Annotated in this window: 32 protein-coding genes and 1 pseudogene; 19 read left to right on the forward strand and 14 right to left on the reverse strand. The window is 65.7% G+C overall.

Features of this window, described 5'->3' with window-relative positions; translation table 11 throughout:
- Positions 1 to 95: 95 nt before the first annotated feature.
- Positions 96 to 776 carry a DUF1345 domain-containing protein gene (locus tag QMG72_RS07445; RefSeq protein ID WP_226775604.1) on the reverse strand — a complete coding sequence of 227 codons (681 nt, stop codon included), beginning with the start codon at positions 774 to 776 and terminating at the stop codon, positions 96 to 98.
- Positions 777 to 1,016: 240 nt separating this feature from the next.
- Here QMG72_RS07445 and rpsF point away from each other — a divergent pair, with 240 nt between their 5' ends.
- The 4 genes from rpsF (at position 1,017) to rplI (ending at position 2,804) form a co-directional block, all read left to right on the forward strand.
- Positions 1,017 to 1,322 (forward strand): 30S ribosomal protein S6, encoded by a 306-nt coding sequence (gene rpsF, locus QMG72_RS07450; protein ID WP_226775605.1) that lies wholly within the window; start codon positions 1,017 to 1,019, stop codon positions 1,320 to 1,322.
- A 55-nt stretch (positions 1,323 to 1,377) separates the two neighbouring features.
- Positions 1,378 to 1,968, forward strand: coding sequence for a single-stranded DNA-binding protein (locus QMG72_RS07455; RefSeq protein WP_226775606.1), 591 nt, complete (start codon positions 1,378 to 1,380; stop codon positions 1,966 to 1,968).
- 126 nt (positions 1,969 to 2,094) lie between these two features.
- A complete protein-coding gene (gene rpsR, locus QMG72_RS07460) occupies positions 2,095 to 2,334 on the forward strand; it encodes a 30S ribosomal protein S18 (protein ID WP_003800144.1) in 240 nt (79 codons plus the stop codon).
- Positions 2,335 to 2,351: 17 nt separating this feature from the next.
- Positions 2,352 to 2,804, forward strand: a complete 453-nt coding sequence (rplI, locus tag QMG72_RS07465) for a 50S ribosomal protein L9 (RefSeq protein WP_226775607.1) — start codon at positions 2,352 to 2,354, stop codon at positions 2,802 to 2,804.
- Positions 2,805 to 3,065: 261 nt separating this feature from the next.
- Here the strand turns inward: rplI and QMG72_RS17750 are convergent, their stop codons facing one another.
- Positions 3,066 to 3,329 (reverse strand): hypothetical protein, encoded by a 264-nt coding sequence (locus QMG72_RS17750; protein WP_309485700.1) that lies wholly within the window; start codon positions 3,327 to 3,329, stop codon positions 3,066 to 3,068.
- 150 nt (positions 3,330 to 3,479) lie between these two features.
- Here QMG72_RS17750 and QMG72_RS07475 point away from each other — a divergent pair, with 150 nt between their 5' ends.
- On the forward strand, positions 3,480 to 4,022 hold the full coding sequence (locus QMG72_RS07475) for a PhzF family phenazine biosynthesis protein (protein ID WP_502934652.1): 543 nt from the start codon (positions 3,480 to 3,482) through the stop codon (positions 4,020 to 4,022).
- Positions 4,023 to 4,142: 120 nt separating this feature from the next.
- Positions 4,143 to 4,769, forward strand: a complete 627-nt coding sequence (locus QMG72_RS07480) for an FMN reductase (protein WP_226775608.1) — start codon at positions 4,143 to 4,145, stop codon at positions 4,767 to 4,769.
- A gap of 117 nt (positions 4,770 to 4,886) precedes the next feature.
- On the opposite strand, the gene QMG72_RS07485 is transcribed toward QMG72_RS07480, so the two are convergent.
- On the reverse strand, positions 4,887 to 5,462 hold the full coding sequence (locus tag QMG72_RS07485) for a hypothetical protein (protein ID WP_226775609.1): 576 nt from the start codon (positions 5,460 to 5,462) through the stop codon (positions 4,887 to 4,889).
- Between the two features lie 4 nt (positions 5,463 to 5,466).
- Positions 5,467 to 5,934: a hypothetical protein gene (locus tag QMG72_RS07490; RefSeq protein ID WP_226775610.1), complete on the reverse strand. Its 468-nt coding sequence runs from the start codon at positions 5,932 to 5,934 to the stop codon at positions 5,467 to 5,469.
- A gap of 625 nt (positions 5,935 to 6,559) precedes the next feature.
- On the opposite strand from QMG72_RS07490, the gene dnaB reads away from it, so the two are divergent.
- On the forward strand, positions 6,560 to 7,939 hold the full coding sequence (gene dnaB, locus QMG72_RS07495; protein ID WP_226775611.1) for a replicative DNA helicase: 1,380 nt from the start codon (positions 6,560 to 6,562) through the stop codon (positions 7,937 to 7,939).
- A 3-nt stretch (positions 7,940 to 7,942) separates the two neighbouring features.
- Here dnaB and QMG72_RS07500 read toward each other — a convergent pair whose 3' ends face one another.
- On the reverse strand, positions 7,943 to 8,917 hold the full coding sequence (locus tag QMG72_RS07500) for an acyl-CoA thioesterase (RefSeq protein WP_283480177.1): 975 nt from the start codon (positions 8,915 to 8,917) through the stop codon (positions 7,943 to 7,945).
- A 194-nt stretch (positions 8,918 to 9,111) separates the two neighbouring features.
- Between QMG72_RS07500 and QMG72_RS07505 the strand changes: the two genes are divergently transcribed.
- From QMG72_RS07505 to QMG72_RS07515, 3 genes are all read left to right on the forward strand, one after another.
- Positions 9,112 to 10,470, forward strand: coding sequence for an MATE family efflux transporter (locus QMG72_RS07505; protein WP_226775613.1), 1,359 nt, complete (start codon positions 9,112 to 9,114; stop codon positions 10,468 to 10,470).
- Positions 10,471 to 10,479: 9 nt separating this feature from the next.
- The gene (locus QMG72_RS07510; protein ID WP_226775614.1) at positions 10,480 to 11,073 is read left to right on the forward strand and encodes a hypothetical protein; all 594 of its coding nucleotides are present in this window, start codon (positions 10,480 to 10,482) and stop codon (positions 11,071 to 11,073) included.
- Between the two features lie 85 nt (positions 11,074 to 11,158).
- Positions 11,159 to 11,524, forward strand: a complete 366-nt coding sequence (locus tag QMG72_RS07515) for a hypothetical protein (RefSeq protein ID WP_226775615.1) — start codon at positions 11,159 to 11,161, stop codon at positions 11,522 to 11,524.
- Positions 11,525 to 11,635: 111 nt separating this feature from the next.
- Here QMG72_RS07515 and QMG72_RS07520 read toward each other — a convergent pair whose 3' ends face one another.
- Complete coding sequence (locus QMG72_RS07520) at positions 11,636 to 12,178, reverse strand: CGNR zinc finger domain-containing protein (RefSeq protein WP_226775616.1); 543 nt, start codon at positions 12,176 to 12,178, stop codon at positions 11,636 to 11,638.
- Between the two features lie 177 nt (positions 12,179 to 12,355).
- Here QMG72_RS07520 and QMG72_RS07525 point away from each other — a divergent pair, with 177 nt between their 5' ends.
- A complete protein-coding gene (locus QMG72_RS07525; protein ID WP_226775673.1) occupies positions 12,356 to 13,321 on the forward strand; it encodes an EamA family transporter in 966 nt (321 codons plus the stop codon).
- 67 nt (positions 13,322 to 13,388) lie between these two features.
- On the opposite strand, the gene QMG72_RS07530 is transcribed toward QMG72_RS07525, so the two are convergent.
- Positions 13,389 to 13,652 (reverse strand): hypothetical protein, encoded by a 264-nt coding sequence (locus tag QMG72_RS07530; RefSeq protein WP_226775617.1) that lies wholly within the window; start codon positions 13,650 to 13,652, stop codon positions 13,389 to 13,391.
- A 174-nt stretch (positions 13,653 to 13,826) separates the two neighbouring features.
- Here QMG72_RS07530 and QMG72_RS07535 point away from each other — a divergent pair, with 174 nt between their 5' ends.
- On the forward strand, positions 13,827 to 14,099 hold the full coding sequence (locus tag QMG72_RS07535; protein WP_226775618.1) for a DUF2277 domain-containing protein: 273 nt from the start codon (positions 13,827 to 13,829) through the stop codon (positions 14,097 to 14,099).
- A 20-nt stretch (positions 14,100 to 14,119) separates the two neighbouring features.
- Here the strand turns inward: QMG72_RS07535 and QMG72_RS07540 are convergent, their stop codons facing one another.
- The 4 genes from QMG72_RS07540 to QMG72_RS07555 form a co-directional block, all read right to left on the reverse strand.
- Positions 14,120 to 16,417: a heavy metal translocating P-type ATPase gene (locus tag QMG72_RS07540; RefSeq protein ID WP_226775619.1), complete on the reverse strand. Its 2,298-nt coding sequence runs from the start codon at positions 16,415 to 16,417 to the stop codon at positions 14,120 to 14,122.
- 52 nt (positions 16,418 to 16,469) lie between these two features.
- Positions 16,470 to 16,700 (reverse strand): heavy-metal-associated domain-containing protein, encoded by a 231-nt coding sequence (locus tag QMG72_RS07545; RefSeq protein WP_253031707.1) that lies wholly within the window; start codon positions 16,698 to 16,700, stop codon positions 16,470 to 16,472.
- A 63-nt stretch (positions 16,701 to 16,763) separates the two neighbouring features.
- Complete coding sequence (locus QMG72_RS07550) at positions 16,764 to 17,111, reverse strand: metal-sensitive transcriptional regulator (RefSeq protein WP_226775621.1); 348 nt, start codon at positions 17,109 to 17,111, stop codon at positions 16,764 to 16,766.
- Positions 17,112 to 17,400: 289 nt separating this feature from the next.
- Positions 17,401 to 17,913 (reverse strand): universal stress protein, encoded by a 513-nt coding sequence (locus QMG72_RS07555; RefSeq protein WP_226775622.1) that lies wholly within the window; start codon positions 17,911 to 17,913, stop codon positions 17,401 to 17,403.
- A gap of 109 nt (positions 17,914 to 18,022) precedes the next feature.
- Between QMG72_RS07555 and QMG72_RS07560 the strand changes: the two genes are divergently transcribed.
- The 4 genes from QMG72_RS07560 to QMG72_RS07575 all read left to right on the forward strand — a co-directional run bounded on the left by QMG72_RS07560 (position 18,023) and on the right by QMG72_RS07575 (position 20,152).
- Positions 18,023 to 18,373, forward strand: a complete 351-nt coding sequence (locus tag QMG72_RS07560; protein WP_226775623.1) for an ArsR/SmtB family transcription factor — start codon at positions 18,023 to 18,025, stop codon at positions 18,371 to 18,373.
- Positions 18,374 to 18,449: 76 nt separating this feature from the next.
- Positions 18,450 to 18,650 carry a hypothetical protein gene (locus QMG72_RS07565; RefSeq protein ID WP_226775674.1) on the forward strand — a complete coding sequence of 67 codons (201 nt, stop codon included), beginning with the start codon at positions 18,450 to 18,452 and terminating at the stop codon, positions 18,648 to 18,650.
- A 68-nt stretch (positions 18,651 to 18,718) separates the two neighbouring features.
- Positions 18,719 to 19,858, forward strand: a complete 1,140-nt coding sequence (locus QMG72_RS07570) for a WD40/YVTN/BNR-like repeat-containing protein (RefSeq protein WP_226775624.1) — start codon at positions 18,719 to 18,721, stop codon at positions 19,856 to 19,858.
- A gap of 6 nt (positions 19,859 to 19,864) precedes the next feature.
- On the forward strand, positions 19,865 to 20,152 hold the full coding sequence (locus QMG72_RS07575) for a MoaD/ThiS family protein (protein ID WP_283480179.1): 288 nt from the start codon (positions 19,865 to 19,867) through the stop codon (positions 20,150 to 20,152).
- Here the strand turns inward: QMG72_RS07575 and QMG72_RS07580 are convergent.
- Positions 20,149 to 20,394, reverse strand: a complete 246-nt coding sequence (locus tag QMG72_RS07580) for a hypothetical protein (RefSeq protein WP_226775626.1) — start codon at positions 20,392 to 20,394, stop codon at positions 20,149 to 20,151. The genes QMG72_RS07575 and QMG72_RS07580 overlap by 4 nt on opposite strands.
- 172 nt (positions 20,395 to 20,566) lie before the next feature.
- On the opposite strand from QMG72_RS07580, the gene QMG72_RS07585 reads away from it, so the two are divergent.
- Positions 20,567 to 21,649, forward strand: a complete 1,083-nt coding sequence (locus QMG72_RS07585; protein ID WP_226775627.1) for an ATP-dependent DNA ligase — start codon at positions 20,567 to 20,569, stop codon at positions 21,647 to 21,649.
- 82 nt (positions 21,650 to 21,731) lie between these two features.
- Here QMG72_RS07585 and QMG72_RS07590 read toward each other — a convergent pair.
- Positions 21,732 to 22,004, reverse strand: a pseudogene (locus tag QMG72_RS07590) (MFS transporter); the annotation flags it as partial.
- Between the two features lie 171 nt (positions 22,005 to 22,175).
- Positions 22,176 to 22,415, reverse strand: a complete 240-nt coding sequence (locus tag QMG72_RS07595) for a hypothetical protein (RefSeq protein WP_226775628.1) — start codon at positions 22,413 to 22,415, stop codon at positions 22,176 to 22,178.
- 229 nt (positions 22,416 to 22,644) lie between these two features.
- Here QMG72_RS07595 and QMG72_RS07600 point away from each other — a divergent pair, with 229 nt between their 5' ends.
- Both QMG72_RS07600 and QMG72_RS07605 read left to right on the forward strand, forming a co-directional pair.
- On the forward strand, positions 22,645 to 23,583 hold the full coding sequence (locus QMG72_RS07600) for a diacylglycerol/lipid kinase family protein (protein ID WP_226775629.1): 939 nt from the start codon (positions 22,645 to 22,647) through the stop codon (positions 23,581 to 23,583).
- A 421-nt stretch (positions 23,584 to 24,004) separates the two neighbouring features.
- On the forward strand, positions 24,005 to 25,555 hold the full coding sequence (locus QMG72_RS07605) for a sugar transferase (RefSeq protein WP_256446978.1): 1,551 nt from the start codon (positions 24,005 to 24,007) through the stop codon (positions 25,553 to 25,555).
- Positions 25,556 to 25,571 lie beyond the last annotated feature (16 nt).

Raw genomic sequence — 25,571 nt, forward strand, 5'->3', positions numbered from 1 at the left:
CGGATAGTCGAGTAGGGCATCGCCCGAAGTCGAGTAGTCTCGACGTCCTGTACTCGTTTTTCTACCCTGCAGGACCAGCCTCCGGGCCGCCACCCTCAGGCCAGGCTGATCACGAGGTTGATGGTCGTGGCCAGGATGACGGTGCCAAAGACGTAGGAAAGCAGGCTGTGCTTGAGCGCTTCGGTCCGGATGCGGTGGTTCTTCAGGGCAGTGTCCGAGACCTGGTAAGTCATTCCCAGGCTTGTGGCGAGGTACGCGAAGTCGGTGTATTGCGGGTTGCGTTCCTGATTGAAGTCGATACCGCCAACGGCCGCCCCGGCCTTCCCGTCCGGGTGGTAATACAGCTCGGCGTACCGCAGCGTGAACAGCGTCTGCACCAAGAGCCAGGAGAGGGCCACCGACGCCAGCGCCAGAAGCCCGCCGGCGAAGCGGGATCCGCCGCCGCTGGTATGGGAATCAACGACGACGGCGGCCACCGCCCCGAGGCTGGCGACGTTAGCGGCCAGGATCAGCAGGTCAGTGGTGCTCCGGGCGGGATCCTCCGCGGTCGCGTGCGCGCGCGTTTCGTCCGGGTCGAAACGGCCGATCACCAGCCAGACCCACACAACATAGGTTAGTGAGGCGCTGCCCCAGCCGACCGCCGGGGCCTCCACCCAGTACCCGGACAGTCCGGTCGCCGTGGCCCCGAGTACTCCGGCGAGCAGCATCACCGCCAGCCGCAGCCGGCCGCGCCGGACCGGACGGGAGTGGCCGCGGATAAGGGAACCGGTGTTCATTCCCCGATCATGGCACAGGGTTGTCCACATAGCTTCCGGACCGATCTCCGGGCCTTGCCGGTTGGGCCTACGTTGGACAGGGATGGAATCGCGGAATCCGGTCCCGATGCACTAAGCTATTGAAGTCTGTGCTGCGCCCTGCCCCCGTCCCCGGGGGTGTTGCACGCACACGGCACCGCAAATGAACCTCCTGTTACGGAAATGCCGTAACCGCTTAGCCCAAAGGAGGTGGGTTCACATATGCGTCCTTACGAATTGATGGTAATCATCGACCCCGAGGTCGAAGAGCGTACCGTTGAGCCAACGCTTCAGAAGTTCCTGAACGTCATCACGACCGATGGTGGAACCATCGAAAAGGTTGACATCTGGGGCCGTCGTCGCCTGGCTTATGAAATCCAGAAGAAGTCTGAAGGTATCTACGCCGTGGTGAACTTCACCGCTGAGCCGGGTACCGCCAAGGAACTTGATCGCCAACTGAGCCTCAACGAGACCATCATGCGCACCAAGATCACCCGCCCCGAAGTGCAGAAGGTTGTTGCTGAGTAACTTCAGCGTCCACTTTTCACTCTTCATCCCGCAGGAACGAACAAGGAGGCAGTAGATGGCAGGCGAAACCACTATTACGGTCATCGGTAATCTCACCAGTGACCCCGAACTGAGGTTCACACCGTCAGGTTCGGCCGTAGCGAATTTCACCATCGCTTCTACTCCCCGCACCTTCGACCGCCAGTCCAATGAGTGGAAGGACGGGGAAACCCTGTTCCTGCGCGCATCGGTATGGCGTGAAGCAGCCGAAAATGTCGCCGAATCCCTGACCAAGGGGATGCGCGTCATCGTTTCCGGTCGTCTGAAGAGCCGTTCCTACGAAACCAAAGAAGGCGAGAAGCGCACCGTTATCGAGCTTGAGGTCGATGAAATCGGCCCCAGCCTGCGCTACGCCAACGCCAAGGTCAACCGTACCCAGCGCTCCGGCGGTGGTGGTGCCGGCAACGGTGCCCAGGGTGGTTTTGGCGCCGGCAACAGCGGCGGCGGCTTCGGTGGCGGCTCTGGTGGAAACCAGGGCGGCGGCAACGCAGGCGGAACCTGGGGCGGCAACCAGCCCGCACAGCAGGATGACCCCTGGGCTACGCCCGGGGTCAGCAATGCAGGCGGCGGCTGGGGCAACGGCCCGGACTCCGAACCTCCCTTCTAAACAACATCTAAGGTTCGAGGACGGACACTGCCGGGATGCCGCAAGGCGAACCGGTGCTGTTCAACGTCGGATCACCACCATCCCGTGGATCAATATCCACGGGCTCCATCGAATAGGAGCTCCACGATGGCTAAGGCTGAACTCCGTAAGCCCAAACCAAAGTCCAACCCCTTGAAGGCCGCTGACATCACTGTCATCGACTACAAGGACGTAGCATTGCTGCGCAAGTTCATCTCCGACCGCGGAAAGATCCGCGCCCGTCGCGTCACCGGCGTCACGGTGCAGGAACAGCGCAAGATCGCCCAGGCAATCAAGAACGCCCGCGAAGTTGCTCTGCTGCCTTACTCCGGCGCTGGCCGCGGCTAAGGAAGGGATTAACTAACATGGCAAAGCTCATTCTGACCCACGAAGTAACCGGTCTCGGTGCTGCAGGCGATGTTGTCGAGGTCAAGGACGGTTACGCACGTAACTACCTGCTGCCCCGCAACTTCGCTCTGACCTGGTCCAAGGGCGGCGAGAAGCAGGTTGAGTCAATCAAGACTGCCCGCGCCGCCCGCGAGCACGCTTCCCTGGAAGACGCTCAGAAGCAGGCCGCAGCACTCTCCGCCAAGCCGGTCAAGCTCGTTGTCAAGGCTGGCGAGACCGGACGACTGTTCGGCACCGTCAAGCAAGGCGACGTGGCCGACGCTGTTGAGGCCGCTGGCCTTGGCCGCATCGACAAGCGCAAGGTTGAACTGCCGACCCACATCAAGTCGGTCGGTTCCTACCAGGCCAACGTCCGTCTGCACAACGACGTTGCCGCTGTGATCGACCTCGACGTAGTCGCAGGCAAGTAGCCCTCAACGGCTCTGCACTCCCGAACTACTGGAAGGCCTCCGCCTTCGGATTCCTTGTCGGAACCGGATGCGGGGGCCTTCTGCGTTAAGATTCAGTCCCGGTGCAATACGGTCGTGACGTAACGGTAACCGTCCCGAACCAGCCCGGTCAGCACTGCCTCGTCAACGTCTCGAGCATAGTGATGTAGAGACAGCCAGCCCCGGTTTTGTGCTTCCCCAGCTGGGCCCGCAGGCTGGCCGGCTCCGGCCCGCAGCTCGGCCCTAAAGCGACAGGCTGGCCTTTCGCGGCGAGAAGCCTACTGCGGGTGCGTCCCCTGCGCGGCCGGTCTCGTATTTGTAGTGGTACCGTCCGAAGCCCACAATCGCGGGACCCCACATCTGGGCAGCCTGACCTGTCGCTTCAGCCATCGCCGAGAGCAAGCGGAGCCCGTCCCGGCGCCTGACAGGATGCTCGATGGCGACCAGGAACTCCTCGACGGACGCGCCGGTGGCTGTGGTTTTGTTTGCGGGCTTATTCGCGGCCATGCGTGCAGTCTCGCAGGCCCCGTCCGCGTTGTCAGCTACCGGATCAGGATCTTCAGCGGCAGCGAAGAGTTCCCTTTTGCCGGGCACCCGACGCTCGGCTCGGCGGACGCCTGGCTCGCGGCTGGCGGTGAACCCCGGTAAGACGGGACGGTGGTCCAGGAGTGCGGGGCCGGACTGGTCAGGGTGAAGCGCGCGGACGGGAGGCTGGCTTTTGCGGTGCCGCCGCTGACCCGATCGGGTCCGGTGGCCGAGGTGGTCCTCAGCCGTATTGCCGCCGGGCTGAGGCTGGAGCGGGAGGCGCTGCTTGACGCATCCTGGCTGGTCAATGGCCCTGAGTGGATCGGTGTGCTGCTGGATTCGGCGGATCTGGTGCTCGGCCTCAGGCCTGACTACTTGGCCCTGGCGGGACTGAAAGTCGGTGTGATCGGTCCCCACCCGGCCGGCTCCGAGGTTGGCTTTGAGGTGCGGACCTTTATCCCGGGGGACGCCTCGCCGGAAGACCCGGTCACCGGCAGCTTCAACGCAGGTGCCGCCCGGTGGCTGATCGGCAGCGGCCGGGCCCCGGTGTCCTACCTGGTGGCGCAGGGGACGGTGCTGGGCCGGGCCGGGCGGGTCCACATCGACGCGGTGGGGGACGACATCTGGATTGGCGGGAACACGGTGAGCTGCATTGAGGGGATGGTCCTGCTCTGAGGGGGCCGACCGGATGGCCAGGAGCGGCGGGGAACAAACGAGCAGGCACACGGCTTGACTAAGTAGATGCAAACGCATGAATTGGCGTTTGGTCCGGATAACAACTTGAGGAGCATTCGCGTGGAATCCCGCCGCATTACAGTTCTCTCTGCCGGACTCGGCGTCCCGTCGTCGAGCCGCCTGCTCGCGGACCAGCTGGCCGCCGCCGTCGAGCGCCAGCTCGCCGCCGCAGGATACGCAGTCGATATCGAGGTGCTGGAACTCAGGGACCTCGCCGTGGACATTGCCAACAATTTTGTGACCGGCTACGCCGCGCCAAAGCTGGCCGAAGTGATTGCCGGCGTCCGGGCCTCGGAGGGTATCATCGCCGTCAGCCCGGTCTTCAGCGCCTCCTACAGCGGCCTCTTTAAGTCCTTCATAGACGTCCTCGATCCCACGTCGCTTGAGGGCAAGGCCGTTCTGCTGGGCGCGACTGCCGGAACCGACCGGCACCAGATGGTGCTGGACTTTGCCATGCGGCCCCTGTTCACCTACCTCCGTACCCGGATCGCCGGCACGGCTGTCTTCGCCGGACCCCAGGACTGGGGAAAAGACGGCGACGGCGAATCGCCGCTATCCGTCCGGATCGACCGGGCGGCCGGGGAGTTCGCCCGCCTCCTGGAAGTCCCACAGACGCTCCAGAAGCCGGATGCCCTGGCGACGCTGCCATTTGAGCAGCTGCTCGCCGGTATCTCGGCCCGCCGGTAGAGCGTTCCAGCCGGTAGAGGGTTCCGGCCGCTGCCGGAAACGTTCGGGCAGCTCCAAGCAGCGGCGCGTCCGGTAGTTGCTCACGCGTGAGTGCGCGGGGCGGCGCCGGACCGTTCGTCAGTCCTCCAGGAGTTCGATGAACTCGCGGGCCTGCTTGATGGAGATATCGGAGTGGCGGGTCAGGGCTTCCGCTGCGGCTTCGGGGTCGCCGCTTCTGGCCATGGTGCGGATTCGGCCGTAGATCTCGTCGTTGAGCATGTTGCTGCTGACCTCGCGGGTGACATCGCCCTTGCTGGCGATCGCACGGTAGCGGTACGCGAAACGCTGAGGCGCGTCGTCGTCGTCGTCCTCGCTGGGCTGCTGTCCCGGCACCTCCGGCCGGAAGGGCTGTGGGTGGGACGCAAGCGCCCCTACGGCGTCCCGGGAGGCCCGCAGGCCGTCCCCGGTAGCTTCGAGGTAGAGCTTGATGGCTCCCATTGCCTGACCCTGGGCGATCAGCGCGTAGAGGCGGCGGTGCTGCTCCTGGTTGAGCTTGGCCGCGGAGCTACGGGCCAGTTCCAGCGGATCACGCCCGGGCCGCGGGGCGGTTTCCGCCCGGGACCCGCTGGTCTTCCGGCCGACGGCGCGGGCGGCCAACAGGACGCCGGCGACGACGAGCGCCAGGATCAACAGGGGGATAAGCATGGATTCCATCAAGCTATAGCCGATCTACGTAATTCTTGGCGGTCAAAAGGTCTGACTGGGTTGCTTGCCGCAGCAACTTAATGGCCTGGATCTTTTTGCCGTTCCGGGCCAGGGACTGCAGCTGCAGGGCAAACTGGGGATTCAGCTGGCCGCCGGGCAGGACCGGCCCCTGGTAGCCGGGCTGCCCGACGGCCGGGGCAGATCCGGTCTGGGCCCGCAATGCCATGCGGGCATGATCGGCCTGCTGGGACTGCTGCTGTTCGTTTTGACTCGGACGCGTGGCCGCGTCCACCCGGGCCCGGGCGGCAGTAGCGGCCTGCACCTGGGCGGCGTAGTGGGCCTGTGAACGGACAGCGAGCTCCTGCTGGTAGCGATCCGCGTCGGACAAGCCAAAATCACGTGGTCGCAGGGCCGTCGTAAACGCCCAAAGTACAGCTGCCACGATGAGGGCAGGCAGTATAACTAGCAATACATCGCCCATGTGAAGAGCTTATGCCAGATCGCAGTTATCCACAGCACATTCTGCGGCCGGCATACCATCAGTGCCGGGAGGCACCCATCCAGCCCGCCAGGTGAGGAACATCACCAAATGCGCATATTTCCGCCGGAGTGTGGCCTCATGTGCCGATCGCTATCCCCAGCCGCACCTAGCGCACTGTGGATGAACGCCGGCCGTATTTCTTTTACGTCCACACGGCCTTTTTGCGTTTACGCAGGTCAGGGGCTGATTATGCGACAAAGAAATTTTCTATCCACAGCTGTTCCCACAGGCTGTGCACAAGCAGGGGGTGGTAGTGCACAGGTTATCCACAAGGGTGGAGACTCTTCGGGTTGGTGCCTGCCCGGACGGGGGATAACGTTGCTGGATATCGCGCCTAGGATCCTGGATTCCGATGCTGCCTTTCTTTCGATTCCGCCCGGCCGGGCTGGATCCGGCCTGTGGAAAACCGGCAGTACGGGAGGCGGACAAAATGTCGGAGCCGGTTGATAGGACTTAACCCGTCGGATAACGGCCGGGCCGAGGCCAACCCGCAGCACAGACCAAAAGGCATACACGCCGCCGGCGAACGAAGGTCCGCCGCGGCACCCAATGGAGGACGGCAGTTTTGTCAGTTACGCATCTGGACTCAGTCGAGGGGACCCGCGGAGCCGAAGGCAGCCGCAAGCCGCCGCAGGACATTCCCGCCGAGCAGTCCGTCCTGGGCGGCATGATGCTGTCAAAGGACGCCATTGCCGACGTCGTCGAGATCCTTCGTGGTGTGGACTTCTACCGCCCGGCACACGAGACGATCTACGAGGCCATCATCGACCTCTACGGCCGGGGCGAGCCCGCTGACGCCGTCACCGTTTCGGATGAACTGACCAAGCGGGGCGAGATCAACCGAATCGGCGGCCCCGCCTACCTGCACGAGCTCATCCAGACGGTTCCCACCGCTGCCAACGCGGGCTACTACGCAGAAATCGTCGGTGAACGCGCCGTCCTGCGGCGTCTGGTCAATGCGGGCACTAAAATCGTCCAGCTTGGCTACGGCCAGGACGGCGAGGTCGAAGACCTGGTAAACCAGGCCCAGGCCGAGATCTACGCCGTCGCCGAACGGCGCACTGCAGAGGACTACGTGGTCCTCAAGGACGTGATGGAGTCCACGGTGGACGAGATCGAAGCCTCCGGCCACCGCGAAGAGGGAATGACCGGCGTTCCGACCGGCTTCTACGAACTTGATGAGCTCACCCACGGCCTGCACCCCGGCCAGATGATTGTCATTGCGGCCCGCCCCGCCGTCGGTAAGTCGACGTTCGCGCTGGACTTCGCCCGCTCCGCTGCCATCAAGAACAATCTGGCAACGGTGATGTTTTCGCTGGAAATGGGCCGGAACGAGATCGCCATGCGCCTGCTGTCAGCGGAGGCCACAATCGGCCTGCAGGATCTGCGCAAGGGCACGATCAAGGACGAGCAGTGGTCCAAGATCGCCACCACGATGGGCCGGATGAATGACGCTCCGCTCTTCATCGATGACAGCCCCAACATGTCATTGATGGAAATCCGGGCCAAGTGCCGCCGGCTGAAACAGCAGCACGATCTCAAGCTCGTTATCCTCGACTACCTGCAGCTGATGAGCTCCGGCAAGAAGGTGGAGTCCCGCCAGCAGGAAGTTTCCGAGTTCTCCCGCGCGCTGAAGCTGCTGGCCAAGGAACTGCAGGTGCCGGTCATTGCGCTCTCGCAGCTGAACCGTGGTTCGGAGCAGCGCCAGGACAAGCGGCCGATGGTCTCGGATCTGCGCGAATCCGGCTCCATTGAGCAGGATGCCGACATGGTCATCCTGCTGCACCGCGAAGACGTCTATGACAAGGAATCGCCGCGTGCCGGCGAAGCAGACATCCTCATTGCCAAGCACCGTAACGGCCCCACAAAAGACATTGTGGTCGCCTTCCAGGGCCACTATTCAAGGTTCGCGAACATGGCGGCGGATGCCGGTGGCGGCTTCTAGGAGCTAGCTGCCGCCACTGGGCAGCAGATGGTTGGGCAGCCGGTTCCCGGGTGCCCGGCCGCGGATCTCCAGCAGTGCCCGGGCGTGGGCGTACAGCCGCTTGTCCTCCGCGGACACCGGCACCCATTGCGGGACCGGGACGGATGTGCCGTGTTCGTCGCGGGCCACCATCACGGTCAGGCAGTACGTTGTGAGGTGAAGCTCGCGTCCCTTGGGGTCTCCGGAGCGGACGTGCACCGCGATATGCATGCCCTTCGTTCCGGTGTAGACCAGCCGGGCCTCCACCTCCACCACATGGCCGATGAGCAGCGGACGATAAAACCTCACGCCGCCGGAGAAGACGGCTACCGTGTCCATGCCGCAGTAGCGTGAGGCACAGACGTAGGCCGCCTCATCGATCCATTTCATAACGATGCCACCATGGACCTTGCCGCCCCAGTTCACATCCGTGGGGGCGGCCACAAAACGGAGGACAACGCTCTCGGCCGTGCCGGCGTCGGTGTATTCCTGTCCGCTCATCGCCTGCACGATCTCCTCGCGGACCTTGATCCGGGCCACTGCGTGGTCGCGCTGTTCGATCCCGTCCGGTGCGGTCGGTTCAAACTGCGGCACCGGGACGGGCTTGCCGTCCGCGCCCACCGCCACGAAAATCACCAGACACTGGCTGCGCATCGTTGCCGGACCGCCTTTTACATCGCCCGAGGACACCACTGTGCGGATGTGCATGGAGGACCGGCCGGTGTAGACGATCGTGGCAGTGACCTCAACCATGTCCCCGCTGTTGACCGGGTTCGCGAAGTGGATGTTGCCCACGTAGGCGGTTACGCAGTAGGACTGTGCCCAGCCGACCGCGGCGGCGTAAGCCGCCTTGTCCACCCACTCGAGCACCGTGCCGGCGTCGACCGAACCGCTGTGCCCGACGTCGGTCGGAGCTGCAAGGAAGCGCAGGGTTACGGCGTTGGCGGCAGTCTCACTCATGCACAGAGTGTACTAACGGGCTGCGGAAGCGCCGCCGGATCCCGACACAAATGCTATCCGGGACGCCACACACCGCAAGCCGGACCGGGGTGGCGGGCAAATCATGCCGGAACTGAATTGACGCTGTTTCGGTCCGGGTGGACGCGTTGTGCTGCGAAGCGGTGCGACGCCAGGGGTGCCGTTAGTGTGGTTGCGTGCCAGCCTCCGCCCCGCCTCCTGCAGTGCTCCCGTCCCCGGCCAGCCGACGGCGCGAAATCCTGCGCCTTGCACTCCCGGCGTTCGGGGCGCTCATCGCCGAACCAGTGTTCCTCCTCGCCGATGCCGCCATCGTCGGCCACCTCGGAGTGGCCCAGCTTGCCGGCGTCGGGTTGGCCTCCGCGGTGCTGCATACAGTGGTGGGACTTATGGTCTTCCTGGCCTATTCGACCACTCCGGCCGTGGCGCGGGCGGTCGGCAATGGGCAGCTGTCCACGGCTCTCGCTGCCGGACGTGACGGCGTCTGGCTGGCGTTAATGCTGGGGGCATTCCTTGCCGTGGCGGGCTTCGTTGCTGCCGGGCCGCTGCTGGACCTGATGGGTGCCCGTGATCAGGTGCGGACCTTTGCTGTGGACTACCTGCGGTGGTCAATGCCCGGGCTCGCCGCGATGCTGCTTATCTTCGCCGGGACAGGCGTGTTGCGGGGGCTGCAGGACACGCGGACCCCGCTCTTTGTCGCGGCCGCCGGCTTTACCTTGAACATCGTGCTCAACCTCTTCCTGGTTTACGGCTTGCAGCTGTCAGTCACCGGCTCCGCCATCGGCACCAGCATCGCGCAGTGGGCCATGGCGGTTGTTTATGTGGTGATTGTCCGGCGGAACGCCCGCAACCACGGGGTCTCCCTGCGCCCCGAGTGGCGCGGCATCCGGGCGCTGACCAGGGTGGGCTCGTGGCTAATGCTGCGGACGCTGAGCCTGCGGGTGGCAATCCTCGCCACGGTCCTGGTGGCCACTGCCCAGGGGCCCGTGAACCTGGCAGCCCACCAGCTCGCCATGACGGTCTTTACTTTCCTCGCCTTCGCCCTCGATGCCCTCGCCATTGCCGCGCAGGCGCTGATCGGCAAGGAACTCGGGGCTGCCCGCCCGGCTGCCGCACGGGAGCTCACGGGCACTATGGTCCGCTGGGGCATCGGGTTCGGTGTGCTCACGGGAATCCTGCTGGCAGCTGCGGCGCCCTGGGCGGGGCTGCTGTTTAGCTCCGACGCCGAAGTCCGTGCCGCACTCGCGGTGGCGCTGTGGGTACTGGCGGCCGGCCAGCCGATCGCCGGATTTGTTTTCGTTCTCGACGGCGTGCTGATCGGGGCCGGCGACGCAAAGTATTTGGCGATTGCCGGCGTCGTGAATCTCGCGGTGTATCTGCCGCTACTTCTGCTTGTCGGGCACACGGGCGCTGGCGGCAGCGCTGGACTGCTCTGGCTGTGGGCGGCGTTTTCGCTGGGGTATATGGCGGCGAGGGCCGTGACGCTGGGCGCCCGGGCGCGAACGGACCGGTGGATGGTGCTCGGTGCTTCGCACTAAACTGGACGTGTGACTCTCCCCGCAGCCCCTGACGCGTCCACCGCCCTGCCCGCCGCGGCGGTTCTCTGGAAGCCCGTGCTAATCCGGGCGGCAATCGCCCTGGGATTTGGTGCCGTGACCGTCTTCTGGGCTGCACCAACCGCCATGGGCATGGGATGGGCCGGCGGCGCCTACCTGCTGGCAACCGGACTGGTGCTGCTGCGCAGCATCCACCAGACCGGGCTCCGTCCCGGGTCCGCCGCCGGAAAGGTGCTGTCGGCAGCCGGCGCCGTGCTGACCGGGACAGGGGCCGCCGTCGGGCTCATCTCCGGGAGCCTGGTCTTCGGTGTCCTTGCAGCGCTGGGGCTTGGCCTTGCCGGCGCCGCAGAACTCTACCTCGGCATCACCCTCCGGGGACGCTCACTCCTGGCGCGCGACTGGATCGCCTCCGGTGTGATCGGACTGGGCACGGCGGCGCTGCTGCCCTTTTTCATCGATCTGGGTCCGCATGCGCTGCTCGGCATCGCCGGCGGCGGCGGCATTATCAGTGGCGTGCTCTGGGTGCTGGCCGGACTGACGCTGCGGCACGATGCGCAGGCAGATTCGGCGGAGGCCGTAAACTAGGAAGCGAACAGGTTCTACCTGGTGTAGAACGATTGCGCTACCACAATTGCCACGCCCATTGCGTCGGCTGCAGGAGGAAAGCACCTTGGCACAGCAGAAATCAGGAGCCCCGCGCAAGCTGCGGACCTCGGTCAAGGGACCGCTAATGTTCTCCGCGTTCTGGGCTGTGCTGGCCTTCGTCACCACCTTGATTTTTGCCTCCGGCGGCAGCGCAAAGACGGCCCGCTTCGATCTGGCGTTCACGGCCGGCGGGAGTGCGTTCATTGTGATTCTGGTGGTGCTCGCCATGCTGTCAATGGGCCACAAGCCCAATGCCGAACACCTCGGCAAGGGATCCGGGGTCAACCTCAGCTCCCGGAACGCCGGCCAAGGCGGCCAGTCGGCGCAGCCTGAACCAGGGTCCGGCGCGCCAGGGTCCGGCGGCGACCAGGCACCCGGCGGCGACCGCTAGCTGTCCGACTGCCGCCGACCGCCGCCGCTCCGGCGCCGACCGATGGCCGGGGCTGCTGCTGGATCCGGCCGCCAGCGCCCGTGATGCCCTGCCCCTCCGCTCTGACGTGGCCTAGGAGGCTGCCTTGCGGGCCCGGTACGCCGCCACGTGGGCGCGGTTGGCGCAGTTCCCGGTGTCGCAATAGCGCTTCGAGCGGTTTCGGCTCAGGTCCAGCACCACGGCGTTGCAGTCCTCGGCGGCGCAGACCAGCATCCGGTCCATTTCTTTGTTCCGGATGACGTCAACCAGGGCCATGGCGGCCTCCGTGCTCATCCTGTGCGCCAGTGGCGCGTCCGGGGTGGTGGCGTGCAGGTGCCAGTCCCAATCACCATGCCGGACGAGTTGGGGCAGTGCCCGCGCCTCCCGCAGCAGCCTGTTAACGGTGTCCACCGCAGCGGATTCGTCAGCGAACCACAAGGCCGCGAGTTCGCCGCGGAGGCGGTGCACTCCGGCAAGTTCGGCCTCGTCCCGGGTCCGCGAGCCGGTGAACCCCTCCGCCTCCAGAAACCGATCCAGGTCCGGCACTGTGGAAAGGTGCTCCGCACCGTTGGCCGCGGAATTGACCAGGCTGACAACCGACCGCAATGCCACCTCAGTGTCAGGGGCAAAAAGCATCTTGACTCCTTACGTAGGCGTGGCGTACTGTCATGACCATAACATCACTTTACTCCTGACAGGAGGCAGCCCTTGCCTGCCGATCGCTACCCGGCCGAAACGCCCGCCATGGCCGATTCCGGGTCACGATCCCCCGGAACGCCCGGCGCCCGCCGCCCCGGCGCGGCGGCAGGGTTCATGGCATCCGGGCTGGGTGTGGCCCTGTTTTCCTCGGCGGTGTTCGGCCTCTCCGGCTCCTTTGCCAAGGCGTTGCTGGAGACCGGCTGGAGCCCCGGGGCAGCAGTCACGGCCCGCCTCACCGGGGCCGCGCTCATCCTGGCCGTTCCCGCAGTCCCGGCACTGCGCGGGCGCTGGCACCAGCTGAGGGACAACTGGCTTACCGTCCTGCTTTTCGGGCTTATTGGGGTCGCGGCCTGCCAGTTGTTCTATTTCAACGCAGTGGCACGGCTTTCGGTCGGGGTTGCCCTCCTGCTGGAGTACCTGGCCCCCGTGATTATCGTGCTGTGGCTCTGGGCCGCCAGCCGCAAACGGCCCCGCCCACTGACAGTCGGTGGAACGCTGCTGTCCCTCGCCGGGCTGGTCCTGGTCCTGGACCTCACCGGAGCCGTCAAGATCGACATCGTCGGAGTCCTGTGGGGGATAGCAGCGGCCGTTTGCCTCGCGATCTATTTTTTCATCACGGCCAAGGAAAACGACACCCTGCCGCCGATCGTACTGGCCTCGGGCGGGCTTATGGTGGGCGCAGTGACGATGTGGCTTGCTGCGGCAACCGGCCTGCTGCCGATGGCGTTCAGCACTGCCGATACCCGGCTGGGCCCTTGGGTGGCGCCTTGGTGGGTGGCTCTGAGCGGGCTTGTGGTCCTGGCCACGGTGCTTGCGTATGTCTCCGGCATTGTGGCGGCACGCGCCCTCGGCTCCAAAGTGGCGTCCTTTGTGTCGCTGACCGAAGTGCTCTTTGCCGTCATCTGGGCGTGGCTTTTGCTCGGCGAGCTGCCCGGCCCCATCCAGCTCCTCGGCGGGCTGCTGATTGTCGGCGGCGTGATCCTGGTCCGGCTGGATGAACTCCGGGCGCCGTCCCGCGCCGGCGAAGCCGGGTCGCCGGCACCGCTGGACCACGCGAACGACGTCGAACCGGTGCCGTAGGCACGAACTGACTAAGCCGGCCCGGACGCTGCTGCGTCCGGGCCGGCTTAGTGTCTGGAGTTTTTGCCTAGCGGGAAGCGCTTTCCTGCTCGGTGGCGTTGCGGCTCGCCTGCTTGCCGGCCTCCTGCAGTGCCTGGGAAACCTTGGCCAGTGCCGCCACGTGCTGGCCGTTCCATTCGCTGCGGAACTTATCGGCGTCCGGGCCCTTCCAGTCGGTGCCCTCGAGCACCTTGGTGAGCATCGACTTCTGCTTGTCGATCTCCGACGAACCGGCCTGCAGCTTCGTCCCAAGAGTCTTGAGCTGAGCAATATCTGCGCCCCAAATAGCCATTCGAAAATCTCCTCAAAGCTTAGAAACGGATCCGGCCCTGCCGGGTTCCGCTGCGGCTTCCGGCTGTTCCGGAAGATCCAATGCCCCCAAACTATCCTGCCGGCCAAAATAGTGTCGATGGGCAGCCCTCCCCATGCCCTCGATCCCAGGTTGATTGGGGCCTAGCATGGAGGCATGTGCCGAAACATCCGCACCCTCCACAATTTTGAACCCCAGGCCACTGACGCGGAGGTGGAAGCCGCCGCGCTGCAGTATGTGCGCAAGATCAGTGGGAGCACCAAGCCGTCGAAGGTCAATGAAGAGGCTTTCAACCGGGCTGTCCACGAGATTGCACATGCTACCGAGCACCTGCTGGCCGCCCTGGTCACCCAGGCTCCAGCCAAGGACCGCGGCGAGGAAGCTGCCAAAGCGAAGGCCAGGGCCGCAGTCCGCTTCGGCGCGGCCTGAGGCGGCGGGCGGACGGCGGCTTACTTGCCGAAGCCGCGGAGCCGCAAAGAGTTGGCCACAACCAGGACGGAACTGGCCGCCATGGCAGCGCCGGCAATCATCGGGTTAAGCAGGCCCAGGGCTGCTACCGGGATCCCGATGGCATTGTAGAAGAACGCCCAGAAGAGGTTTGTCTTGATCGTCGCGAGGGTCCGGCGGGACAATTCGATGGCCTGGGCCACCTGCCCCAGGTCGTTGCCCATGACCGTCAGGTCTGCGGCCTCGATCGCGACGTCAGTGCCTGAACCCATAGCGATGCCGAGGTCTGCCTGGGCCAGTGCCGCGGCGTCGTTCACGCCGTCGCCAGCCATGGCGACAATGGCGCCGGCGTCCTGCAGCTTCCTGACGGCCTGGACCTTGCCCGCCGGCAGCACCCCGGCGAAAACGTCTTCGGGAGCGATGCCGACGTCGGCGGCCACCTGGGCGGCGACGGCCGCATTGTCCCCGGTCAGGAGGATCGGCCGGAGGCCGAGCTCACGGAGCCGGCGGATTGCGGGGGCTGAGCCCGGCTTGAGCGTGTCCCGCAGGCTGATGATGCCTGCCGGCTGCCCATCCACGGCGAGCCAGATGGCTGTGGCCCCGGAATGTTCGGCGGCGCTGAATGCCTGAAGCTGTGTGGCGGTCGGGGAGATGCGGTTTTCGGCAAGCCAGCCCGTCCGGCCAGCCGTTACGACCTTTCCTGCAACCTTTCCCTCGACCCCGCCGCCCGGGGCCGACCGGAACCCGGTGACGGCAGGAAGGGTCCCGGCGTCGTTGGTGCGGCGTTCGGCGGAGAGCGCGGCCGCAGCGATGGCACGCGCGATCGGGTGCTCAGATGCGGCTTCGACCGAACCGGCCAGGCGCAGGACCTCGTTTGTGCTGAAGGCTCCGAAGGCCTCGCTGCCGTCGACAGCCAGGTGGCCGCTGGTCACGGTACCGGTTTTATCCAGCAGGATGGTGTCAACGGTCCGGGTGTCCTCAAGGACTTGTGGTCCCTTGATCAGGATCCCCAGCTGCGCGCCGCGGCCGGTTCCGGTGAGCAGACCTACAGGGGTGGCGAGGCCAAGGGCGCAGGGGCAGGCGATGACAAGTACAGCGACGGCGGCCGTGAAAGCCGCGCGCAGTTCGGCGTCGCTGATGGCCGGGCCGGCCGCGAGCAGCCAGGCGCCGAAAGTGAGGGCAGCGATGAGGAGGACCACCGGCACGAACACCGCGCTGATCCGGTCGGCAAGGCGGGCGATCGGCGCCTTGCCGGTCTGCGCCTGGGCGACCAGACGGCCCATCTGGGCCAAAGTCGTTTCGGCTCCGACGCGGGTGGTGCGGACCAGCAGCCGGCCGGAGGTGTTGATGGTGGCGCCCGTGACCGGAGTGCCAGGGCCGACTTCCACCGGTACCGATTCGCCGGTTACCAGCGAGGCGTCCACCGCGGAGTTCCCTTCGACGACGACGCCGTCGCTCGCGATTTTCTCGCCGGGGCGGACAACAATGAGATCCCCTACCCCAAGCTGATCGGCCGGGATCTGCTGTTCCCGGCCGTCCCGGAAGACTGTGGCATCCTTGGCTCCCAGATTCAGCAGGGCCTTGAGCGCGTCGCCGGCCTTTTCCTTGGCGTTGGCCTCCAGGTAGCGGCCCAACAGCAGGAATGTGGTGACCACCGAGGCAACCTCGAAGTAGAGTCCGCCCGAACCCATCGCCATGCTTTCCCCGCCCGCGTGCCCGGTCATCTGCGGGTCTGCGAATAGCTGCCAGGCCGAGAAGACGTAAGCGGCCGTCACCCCGATGGAGACAAGAGTGTCCATCGTGGAGGCCAGGTGCCGGGCATTAATGGCAGCGGCGCGGTGGAACGGCCAGGCGGCCCAGGTAACCACCGGCAGGGCCAGGGCCCCTGCTGCCCAGCCCCAGTTGGCGAACTGGAAAACGGGGAACATCGAAATCAGGAAGACCGGGATGGTGAGGACGGCAGCGGTCACCAGGCGCGGGCGGAGCTTGGCTGCCGGGTGGGCCGGTAGGTGGTCGCCGCGGGTGGCGCCACCAGCCGGCGTTTCGACGGTGAACCGGGGAGGCCGGACTGTCGCCTTGTACCCTGCTGCCGCTACGGTGGCGGTGATTTGGGCGTCCGTGATGGCCGCCGGCACTGTGACCTGTGCCGACTCCAACGGCAGGTTGACGCTGGCTGTCACGCCGTCAAGTTTGCCGAGCTTGCGTTCAACACGGCCGACACAGGAGGCACAGGTCATGCCCTCGATGTCGAGCTCGATCACCCGGTTTCCGGGCTGGCCGAATAACTGCTCTGTACTCACTGTGGTCCTGTCCAGATGGTGTGCGCGGCGTGGAATGACGGGCGGGTGGCGCTCAGGTCTCGTTGGCCACCACCAGGTAGCCCGATTCCGCAACGGCCTCGCTGATCTCGGCGGAGGACAAGGCCCCGCCGGAAGTGATGGTGACCGTGGAGACGCCCCCGGCGTTGAGGTCGACGTCGACCTTCTCGACACCCGCCAGGGACTCCAGTTCCTCGCTGACCGATGACACGCAGTGCGCGCACGTCATCCCGGACACGTTGACGATGGTGGATACGGTGCTCATGGCTCTCTCCTCTGGGGACGGGCTGTTGTGGTCCACGGCCCGGTGTTGTTGTCGATGGTGCCGCTACCGCAACAGGCGGCCGATAGCGTCAGTGGCTTCTTTGACCTTAAAATCAATCGCTGCGGCCCGCAGCGAGGGGTCCGGTTCTGCGGCGGCGCCGACGACGCAGTGCCCGATATGTTCCTCCACCAGCCCCAGGCTGACGGCGTGCAGGGCCTTGGTGGCGGCGGCGACCTGGGTGAGGATGTCGATGCAGTACTTGTCTTCCTCGACCATCCTCGCGATGCCACGAACCTGGCCTTCAATCCGCTTCAGCCGCCGCAGGTAAGCGTCTTTGTTCGCGGAATAGCCGTGCTGTTGGGGAGGTTCGGTGTCCGCGCCTGATGCGACAGCGATTTCGTGCTCGTCCATAACCCAAACATATACCCCCCAGGGGTATGGTGCAAGCGCGGTGCGGGCGCATGGTGCAAGCGCGGTGCGGGCGCACGGTCGGGCCCTGCGAAAGCGCCCGGGGACAAAAAAGCTCCGGAGTGCGTTATTGGGGGATACGCACTCCGGAGCAGTCTTTGGGGGCCGTCTCTGGCCCACGGATTCAACCATACTCGGCGGTAAGTGGAGAAAGCCAGCACCCCGAATAAGTACTTTCACTTTACTTACGGGAGGTTCGGTTGAACCCTTAGACAACGCGCAAACCATTAGCTCACGAGTCATGTTTTGTCTGGTGATGGACTGCGGGCCGGACCGGAACCACCAGGATCGGATGGTCCTGGTGGTGGCTGAGCCAAGCGGCCACCGAACCGTTGAGGGCCGCGGAGACGCGGTGCCCCAGCCCGGGTTCCGGCGTACCCACGATAATCATGGGGGCGCCGACCTCAGCCGCAAGCCTGCCAAGCGCCCGGGCCGGGTCCCCCGCCAGCGTCCGCAGGGTCCACGGAATACCCAACGGGTCGCAGGCGGCGTTGATCATGCTCCGCAGTTCCCGGGCCACTGCCCTGATCTCGGCGTTGTCCGTGTCCGGGTGCAGCGAGAGCCGGTGCGCGGACCGCGTCGGGTCCCACTCCACCAGATAGCTTTCTTCATCCACGTGGGCGCAGATCAGCTCGGTACCGAGGCCAGCCGCCAGTGCGGCTGCGGTCTGGAGCACCCCGGGGCTCTGCCCCGGGAGCACGCCGACAACAAGCGGGGGCTGGGCAATCTGGCGCTCGGCGGACATACTCCATTCTTTCCCCTGCCCCGCGGCGCGAACAGGGGCTTATTCCCCGGTCCGGGTTTCAACCCTGCCCACCATATCGACCACTGTCAATATGGTGCATAATGGAGCGATGACGACGCTGCAGATTGTTAAGCCCGCGGCCGCGGAAATATCCGGCACCTCGTCCGGGATGCCATTTTTGGCTGCGGATCAGGCGCAGGGCAAGGCCCAATTCTTCAAGGCCCTTGCCGACCCGAACCGGCTGCGGCTGTTGTCCATCATCAAGGCGTCCGACGGCGGCGAGGCTTGCGTCTGCGACCTTACTGCACCCCTTGAGCTCGGCCAGCCGACGGTTTCCCATCACCTTAGGATCCTCGTGGACGCAGGCCTGCTGCACCGCGAAAAGCGTGGCACCTGGGCCTACTACTCGATCGTCCCGGGCGCACTCGAACGGCCCGCCGTCGTGCTCGAGGACCTGTAGCCGCCAGGGTCAACCGGCTCTTGAACACCCCGGGGACGCGGCCTAACGTTGAGAAACTGAGGAAAGGGTGACCGCTGTGGAAATCTTTATGTGGTGGCTGGATCTGGATCTGGCGAGCAAGGAGTGGCTGCGGGAAAACCTTCGCGCCGCCGAGTTCCCGCTGCCGGTACTCCAGGGAATTGCCGAGGCCGGCGGCCCCCACCCGGCGGATGTTTCCGGGGTGCTTACCGGCGCCGATTGGGACTTCATCGCCACTCAGTCCGAATACGTGGACTGACAAAGCCGAACAAAAGCGCACGGGAAGACACCATTGCGGCCAGCAGCAGGTAGTGGTTGCATGGGGGCATGGCTACCGAAGAGAGTTATGTCCTGGCGATCGGCACCAAAAAAGGTCTCTGGCTCGCTACCAGCCCCGACCGCAAGGACTGGTCCCTTTCCGGCCCGCATTTCCTGATGAGCGAAGTCCCCAGTATCGGCATCGACAGCAGGGATGGCCGGACCCGGATCCTGGCCGGCGTCCGCTCGGAGCATTGGGGTCCCACGGTCTTCCACTCCGATGACCTGGGCGAGACCTGGAGCGAGCCCGAGCAGGGTGCCATCCGCTTTCCGGCGGGCACGGATGCTGCGCTCGAACGCATCTGGCAGATCTACCCCGATGCCGAGTCCCGCCCCGGCGTCGTCTGGGCCGGCTGTGAGCCGATCTCGGTCTGGAAATCGATCGACGGCGGTGAACACTTCGAACTTAACCGCGGGCTCTGGGACCACCCGCACCGCAGTGAATGGGGTGCCGGCTACGGTGGCGCTGCGGCGCACTCCATCGTTGTGGACCGCACCGGTGAGAAGGTTCACGTCGCGATGAGCACCGGCGGCGTCTACCGCTCGCTCGACGGCGGGAGCTCCTGGGAGCCGCGCAACCAGGGAATTTCGGCCTACTTTATGCCCGACCCCAACCCGGAGTTCGGTCAGTGTGTGCACAAGATTGCCGCCGACGCCTCGGTCGAAGGCCGGCTCTATGCCCAGAACCACCACGGTGTTTACCGCAGCGACGACAATGCCGAGAGCTGGACCTCGATCGCTGACGGTCTGCCCGCAGACTTCGGATTCGTGATGCTCACGCATCCGCGGCGGGCCGGGACCGCCTGGGTCATCCCGCTCAAGGCCGACGGCGAACGAATCCCGCCCGAGGGTAAGTTGGCGGTCCACCGCACAGTCGACGCCGGCGCGAGCTGGGAGCGCCTGGACGACGGGCTCCCAGAGGCTGAGTTCAACGCCGTGCTGCGGGACGCAGCCTGCGTCGACGCTGCGGAACCTGCCGGGGTGTACTTCGGTACGCGAGGCGGCAGCGTTTACGCCAGCGCCGACGAAGGCGCCCACTTCACCGAGCTGGCTTCGCACCTGCCCGACGTGCTGTGCGTGCGGGCCGCAGCTGTAAGCCCGGCGCTGGTGTCCGGCACGGCCACGCCCGGCATCCCGGCGAATGCCTGAGTCGCCGTGGCCGGGATCAACGTGGTGTTGCCGAGTGTGCTCCATCCCCTTGCCGGCGGGCAGTCCTTCCTGACTGCACCCGTAGCCGCGGAGGTGACGGTGGCGGCTTTGCTTGACCTGGTCACCGACGAATACCCGGCCCTGGCAAGGCGGCTCCGGGACGAAACCGGGACGGTCCGGCGTCACGTGAATATATACGTCAACGGGAATGAAATCCGGCGGCTGCAAGGCCTGGGCACCAGGGTGTCACCGGGTGAGGAGCTCCTGATCATCCAGTCCGTCGCGGGCGGCTAGCTGCTTGCAGCGACCCGCCAGAGGCTGCACTCGTCGGTGTTAATCGCCTTCCGGCTGCCCGATTGCCGGTCCATAATCCACACGACGCTGATTCCGGGGGCGGTTTCCTGGACGCACCCGCGGCGGATCACCACGTCGTCGTAATTGGGGCCGACCTTCAGCCGCGCCTCGATCTCGTCGCCGCGGTGCAACTGATCCAAGGCGCGGATGCGGGTCACGTGGGCTGTGGCTTCCTTCAACATGGCGGGACCTCCTGGACTGGAGCGTGATGCCTGCTCTTGCCGGCGCTTCCAGTGTGGCGCGCCAATGTTGCCACCTCGTTTCGATCCGGTAAGACATGGGTAAGCGTCCGGCGCCGGGGTTGTTGCCGTGCGGCAGCTGGCGGTCGCCGGGGTCCGGGCGGACAATAGGGCCATGCAACTGCCGCTGATGCCGCCGATCGCGCCGATGCTGGCAAAGGCCGTGCGGGCCCTGCCGGAGGGCCCGGTGATGTTCGAACCGAAGTGGGACGGTTTCAGGTCCCTCATCTTCCGTGACGGGGCCGAGGTGGAGATCGGCAGCCGCAACGCTAAGCCCCTAACGCGTTACTTCCCGGAGCTGGTTGAGGCGCTGAAAATGAATCTTCCGCGGCGCTGTGTGATTGACGGGGAGATCATTATGGTCGGCGCCTCGGGCGACCGGCTCGACTTTGATCTGCTGCAGCAGCGGATCCATCCTGCCGCAAGCAGGGTGCGGCTACTGGCCGAAGCTACACCGGCGAGTTTTGTCGCGTTTGACCTGCTTGCCCTCGACGACGAGGACCTGACCGACCGTCCGTTCGCCGAGCGGCGTGCCGCCTTGGAGCGTGTGCTCGCCGGCAGTGCCCCGCCAATCCACCTCACCGCCGCGACCCGGGACCGGGGAACAGCAAAGGAATGGTTTCACCGGTTCGAGGGAGCCGGTCTCGACGGGATCGTGGCCAAACCCCTCGACGGGAAGTATCTGCCGGACAAACGCTCGATGTTCAAGGTCAAGCACGAACGCACCGCGGACTGCGTTCTCGCCGGGTACCGGGTGCACACTTCCGGGCCGGACCGCGTCGGGTCGCTCCTGCTGGGACTTTATGACGCTGCCGGCAGACTCGCCAACGTCGGAGTTGTGGGGGCTTTCCCGATGCAGCGGCGCAAGGACCTCTACGGTGAACTCCAGCCGCTGGTGGCCGGCGGTGAGGGCCACCCTTGGGCCCGGACCCACCAGGATGAAGGGACCCGGACACCCCGCAACGCCGAGGGCAGCCGGTGGAGCGGTGGCAAGGACCTCTCGTTTACCCCGCTTCGGCCGGACCGGGTGTTGGAGGTGAAATACGACCACATGGAGGGTCAAAGGTTCCGCCACACAACGCAGTTTGTCCGCTGGCGCCCGGACCGGGAGCCGCGCTCCTGCACCTATGACCAGCTCGAGGTGCCGGCGGGCTTCGATCTGGCCGCGGTCCTGGGGAACGGAAAGGCGCCATCCTGACACCCTGACCGGACCGGCCCGGACCGGCCCGGACCGGCCCTGCCCGCAGCGGCCCGGACCGGCCCTGCCCGCAGCGGCCGGGTTACTTGAGGCCGAGCTCCTTGGTGGGAATTTTGAAGGATTCCTTGGCGGTCAGGGCCGAGACGGCCGCGGTGACACAGATGGCGCCGGTGAAGATGCTGATCTGGACCCAGCCGCCGGGCTTGATGCCGCCCATGGCCGCGACGATCGCCGGGGCGAAGCCTGCCATCAGGAAGCCGAGCTGGGTGCCGATGGCCAGGCCGGAGAAGCGGACCCTGGTGCTGAACATCTCGGCGTAAAAGGACGGCCAGACAGCGTTGGAGGCGGCGTAGCCGCGCCGGTCCATGACGGCCTCAAGGTGGTCGCTGCCATTAACGTGTCCCTGCACGCCCAATCGTTTGCCGGCCAGCCCGACCCGGCGGCCTACGTGGGCTCGGTGCGCGAGGCGACGGTTGCTACCGCCGAACTCATCTCCGCCGACCTGTCGTCCTGACGCTCGCTGCACTCAGTTGACGGAGTCCGGCGAAGGGGCGGTCGAGACCGTAATAGTGACCCCCGCGGCGTCGTCACGGATCTTAAGGTGGAGGTTCCTGCCCACCAGCGAGGCATGGATGTCCTCGCTGTCCGTCGGGGCGATCTGTTCTGCCAGCCGCGTGACGGCCAGCGCCATGGCCCGGCCCCAATCATGGGGATCCATGCTGGACGCCTCGGCCTCGGCCGAGAAATTCTCCTGTGCTTCCGACATGTGCTCCCGCTTCCCGCCCCTGGAACGCGTCCCGCCAGGCCGATCCTGGCGGGCGGCCTTCCCGGCAGGATTCCCATCCCGGAAGGCTCCAGTACTTGAGCATGGCCAGTCTAGTGACCGTGACACGCGGACGTCCACGGTTCGCGGCCCAGCCGCCGAAGTTAAGCACGGAATCCCGCTAGGATTTCAATCCGGGACACCCCACGCCCGCTATGTCTTGAAGGACGTTATGCCAGAGAACGATTCCGAGCCTGAACGCACTACACCACCCCGGCGCGCCGCCGTCGTTATCAACCCCGCCAAATCCGGTGGACCGGAGCTCCAGCGCGAGATCTTGCGGCTTTGCGAAACACAAGGCTGGGCTGAACCGCTGTGGCTCGAAACCAGCATCGAGGACCCGGGCACCGGCCAGGCCCGCCAGGCACTGGAGGCCGGGGTCGACGTTGTAATCGCGGCCGGCGGCGACGGGACCGTGCGCTGCGTCGCGGAGGTGCTCGCAGGCACCAAAACGCCCATGGGTCTGGTGCCGCTGGGGACCGGGAACCTCCTGGCCCGCAACCTCGGCGTGGACATCAGCGATCCGGTTGCAGCCTGCCGGGGCGTCCTCACCGGCAGCGAACGGACCATCGATGTCGTCAAGGCAACACTCGACCACTCCGATGAGCAGCAGTTGTTCCTGGTCATGGCCGGTCTCGGCTACGATGCGGCAATTATGGCCGACACCGTGGACGTGCTGAAGGACCGGATGGGCTGGGTGGCCTACGTGGAAGCGGGCATCCGTAAGCTTCCGGGCAAACCGGTTAAGGCGAAGATCAGCGTCGACGGCGGGAAAACCGTCCAACGCAGGATCCGCAGCGTTATGATCGGCAATTGCGGCCGGATCATGGGCGGAGTCGAGATTTTTCCCGATGCCAAGTTCGACGACGGTGTGCTGGACCTGTTGGTCCTGGCGCCCCGCGGCCGGTTTGGCTGGCTGGGCGTTGTCGCCGGGATCTTCGGCCGGAACAAGCGCGAGACCGAGTCAGTCGAGTACTTCCAGGGCAAGGCCGCCGAGATCACCTTGGAGCGCGAGCAGGAGTTCCAGCTGGACGGTGACCATCTCGGTGCCGGAACGCATTTGGCTGTGGCCATCGATCGAGGTGCTTTGACGATCCGGATGGCCGGCTGAAGTATCGGCGGGCGGTCCTCGGCGATACTTGACTTCGCATTTCCGGCACAAGCCGGGGTGGCTGGGCCCCGGCCATGAGTACTACCCGGGTAAGTCTCCGGAGTGTGGTTCGCAAAGGCGAGTACGAATCACTCGTGACTGCCGTATTCCTCCCAACCTAGATTGACTCAGGGATCACCCGATGCAGCCAATGCATTCTGGACGGAGTCACTATGACGCGCTGGTTGGCGTTCACACGGGATGTTTTTTCGACGGAACGATCTTCCCTGCGCCGGGCTCCCTTCCGCTGTGTGGATGAAAGTGTTCCCAAAGCTGCGGGCCACGGGTTTGAGGAACGCCGGTGACAGCGCGTCCGGAGTGGATGGCCCCGGGGCTGACCCCAGCGGCCCCGGGACACGGTGCCAGCCGCGCCGGCGGGACTATGGCCGACCTCGCATACGCCCCGCACCAACGCCACGCCGAACACGACGCACGCATCCCACCGGTAATTTTTCGACCCCAGCCGTTGCCCGCCGCAGTCCCGGCAGTCCGGGCCCCTGACCGGCTCTCGGGCCGGGAGTGGGCACGGTTCTTGCGGCGGGTACTGCGCGGCACGGACGCCCTGCTGGTCGCCGCCTGTGTCTTTGCCGGATTCCTGGTCCGCTTCGAGGGTGGCCAGCCTCTCACAGGAAGCCTCGCTGATCTCAACGCGGCTGTGATCGGCGCGGTCCTGGGCATCCTGTGGGTCGCCGCACTCGGTCTCTACCGGACCAGGGACACAAAGATCCTCGGTGCCGGGACCAGTGAATACAAGCGCGTGGCCGCGGCAAGTGGCGCGGTCTTCGGATTGCTCGCCGTGGGTCTTGTTGCTTTTCGTGTCCAGCCGGCATCGGCGTTCCATTTGGTCTCGCTCCCGCTGGGACTCGTCCTGTTGCCCGGTGGCCGCTGGACGGCGCGCCGATGGTACAACTCCCGTCAGGCCCTGGGGCAGTTCCTCGTGCGGGCGATTGTGATCGGCGAGCCCGAGGACGTGCGCTACGTGCTCAAGCGGATCTCCAAGAAGTCCGGGGCCGTCTACGAAATCCTCGGTGTGGCGTTGCCGGGCGGGCGGCGGGGGACAACCTTCGACGTCGACGGCCGCCGGGTGCCCGTGCTGTCCTCCACCGATGACGTTGTCCGGACCGTCGGCCGCTGCGGGGCGGAAGCGGTGATCGTGGCCGGACCGGTACCCGGCGGTAACCAATACATCCGTGAGCTGGGCTGGGGGCTGGAGGAGCACAAGGCGGAGCTGGTCCTCGCTTCGTCCCTGACCAATGTTGCCGGGCCGCGGATCCACTGGCGGCCGGTGGAGGGGTTGCCGCTGATGCACGTGGATGTGCCCCGGTACAGCGGCGCCAAACACGCCTTCAAGCGACTGCTGGACATCGTTGTGGCCTCGGCCGCCCTGGCCTTGCTGGCCCCGCTTTTTCTCGTCCTCGCGATCATCGTCAAACACGACAGCCCCGGGCCCGTTCTCTTCAGGCAGGAGCGCGTCGGGAAAGCCGGAAAGCCGTTCCGGATGCTCAAGATCAGATCCATGGTCACCGATGCCGACGCCGCGCTGGCAGTTCTTTCCGGCCAAAACGACGGCGCCGGGGTTCTCTTCAAGATGCACAACGACCCCCGGGTGACCCGCTGCGGGCGGTGGATGCGCCGGTACTCGCTGGACGAGCTGCCGCAGTTCTGGAATGTCCTCTCAGGAGCAATGAGCCTGGTCGGGCCCCGGCCGCCGCTGCAGCGCGAGGTGGTCGGCTACGAGAGGCACACGCACCGACGGCTGCTGATCAAGCCCGGGATTACCGGCCTGTGGCAAGTCAACGGCCGTTCGGATCTGCCGTGGGACGAAGCGGTGCGCCTGGATCTCTACTACGTGGAGAACTGGTCGATCATGGGCGACGTCATCATCATCTGGCGCACCTTCAGGGCAATGTGCGTGCCTGCGGGCGCGTACTAACGGAGCAAGGAAACTC

This window comes from Pseudarthrobacter sp. PH31-O2 (genome assembly GCF_030063265.1).
Lineage (GTDB): Bacteria > Actinomycetota > Actinomycetes > Actinomycetales > Micrococcaceae > Arthrobacter.

Bases quoted from the DNA above. Each gene is read 5' to 3' on its own strand.
- QMG72_RS07485 (WP_226775609.1), bottom strand. From the start codon at position 5,462: ATGGAATCCATGCTTATCCCCCTGTTGATCCTGGCGCTCGTCGTCGCC.
- QMG72_RS07545 (WP_253031707.1), bottom strand. From the start codon at position 16,700: ATGAGCACCGTATCCACCATCGTCAACGTGTCCGGGATGACGTGCGCG.
- QMG72_RS07580 (WP_226775626.1), bottom strand. From the start codon at position 20,394: ATGTTGAAGGAAGCCACAGCCCACGTGACCCGCATCCGCGCCTTGGAT.
- QMG72_RS07605 (WP_256446978.1), top strand. From the start codon at position 24,005: ATGGCCGACCTCGCATACGCCCCGCACCAACGCCACGCCGAACACGAC.
- QMG72_RS07455 (WP_226775606.1), top strand. From the start codon at position 1,378: ATGGCAGGCGAAACCACTATTACGGTCATCGGTAATCTCACCAGTGAC.
- QMG72_RS07600 (WP_226775629.1), top strand. From the start codon at position 22,645: ATGCCAGAGAACGATTCCGAGCCTGAACGCACTACACCACCCCGGCGC.
- QMG72_RS07520 (WP_226775616.1), bottom strand. From the start codon at position 12,178: ATGCTTTTTGCCCCTGACACTGAGGTGGCATTGCGGTCGGTTGTCAGC.
- QMG72_RS07490 (WP_226775610.1), bottom strand. From the start codon at position 5,934: ATGGGCGATGTATTGCTAGTTATACTGCCTGCCCTCATCGTGGCAGCT.
- QMG72_RS07560 (WP_226775623.1), top strand. From the start codon at position 18,023: ATGACGACGCTGCAGATTGTTAAGCCCGCGGCCGCGGAAATATCCGGC.
- QMG72_RS07585 (WP_226775627.1), top strand. From the start codon at position 20,567: ATGCAACTGCCGCTGATGCCGCCGATCGCGCCGATGCTGGCAAAGGCC.
- QMG72_RS17750 (WP_309485700.1), bottom strand. From the start codon at position 3,329: ATGGCCGCGAATAAGCCCGCAAACAAAACCACAGCCACCGGCGCGTCC.
- QMG72_RS07530 (WP_226775617.1), bottom strand. From the start codon at position 13,652: ATGGCTATTTGGGGCGCAGATATTGCTCAGCTCAAGACTCTTGGGACG.
- QMG72_RS07445 (WP_226775604.1), bottom strand. From the start codon at position 776: ATGAACACCGGTTCCCTTATCCGCGGCCACTCCCGTCCGGTCCGGCGC.
- QMG72_RS07525 (WP_226775673.1), top strand. From the start codon at position 12,356: ATGGCATCCGGGCTGGGTGTGGCCCTGTTTTCCTCGGCGGTGTTCGGC.
- QMG72_RS07595 (WP_226775628.1), bottom strand. From the start codon at position 22,415: ATGTCGGAAGCACAGGAGAATTTCTCGGCCGAGGCCGAGGCGTCCAGC.
- QMG72_RS07500 (WP_283480177.1), bottom strand. From the start codon at position 8,917: ATGAGTGAGACTGCCGCCAACGCCGTAACCCTGCGCTTCCTTGCAGCT.
- QMG72_RS07570 (WP_226775624.1), top strand. From the start codon at position 18,719: ATGGCTACCGAAGAGAGTTATGTCCTGGCGATCGGCACCAAAAAAGGT.
- QMG72_RS07535 (WP_226775618.1), top strand. From the start codon at position 13,827: ATGTGCCGAAACATCCGCACCCTCCACAATTTTGAACCCCAGGCCACT.
- QMG72_RS07550 (WP_226775621.1), bottom strand. From the start codon at position 17,111: ATGGACGAGCACGAAATCGCTGTCGCATCAGGCGCGGACACCGAACCT.
- rpsF (WP_226775605.1), top strand. From the start codon at position 1,017: ATGCGTCCTTACGAATTGATGGTAATCATCGACCCCGAGGTCGAAGAG.
- rpsR (WP_003800144.1), top strand. From the start codon at position 2,095: ATGGCTAAGGCTGAACTCCGTAAGCCCAAACCAAAGTCCAACCCCTTG.
- rplI (WP_226775607.1), top strand. From the start codon at position 2,352: ATGGCAAAGCTCATTCTGACCCACGAAGTAACCGGTCTCGGTGCTGCA.
- QMG72_RS07555 (WP_226775622.1), bottom strand. From the start codon at position 17,913: ATGTCCGCCGAGCGCCAGATTGCCCAGCCCCCGCTTGTTGTCGGCGTG.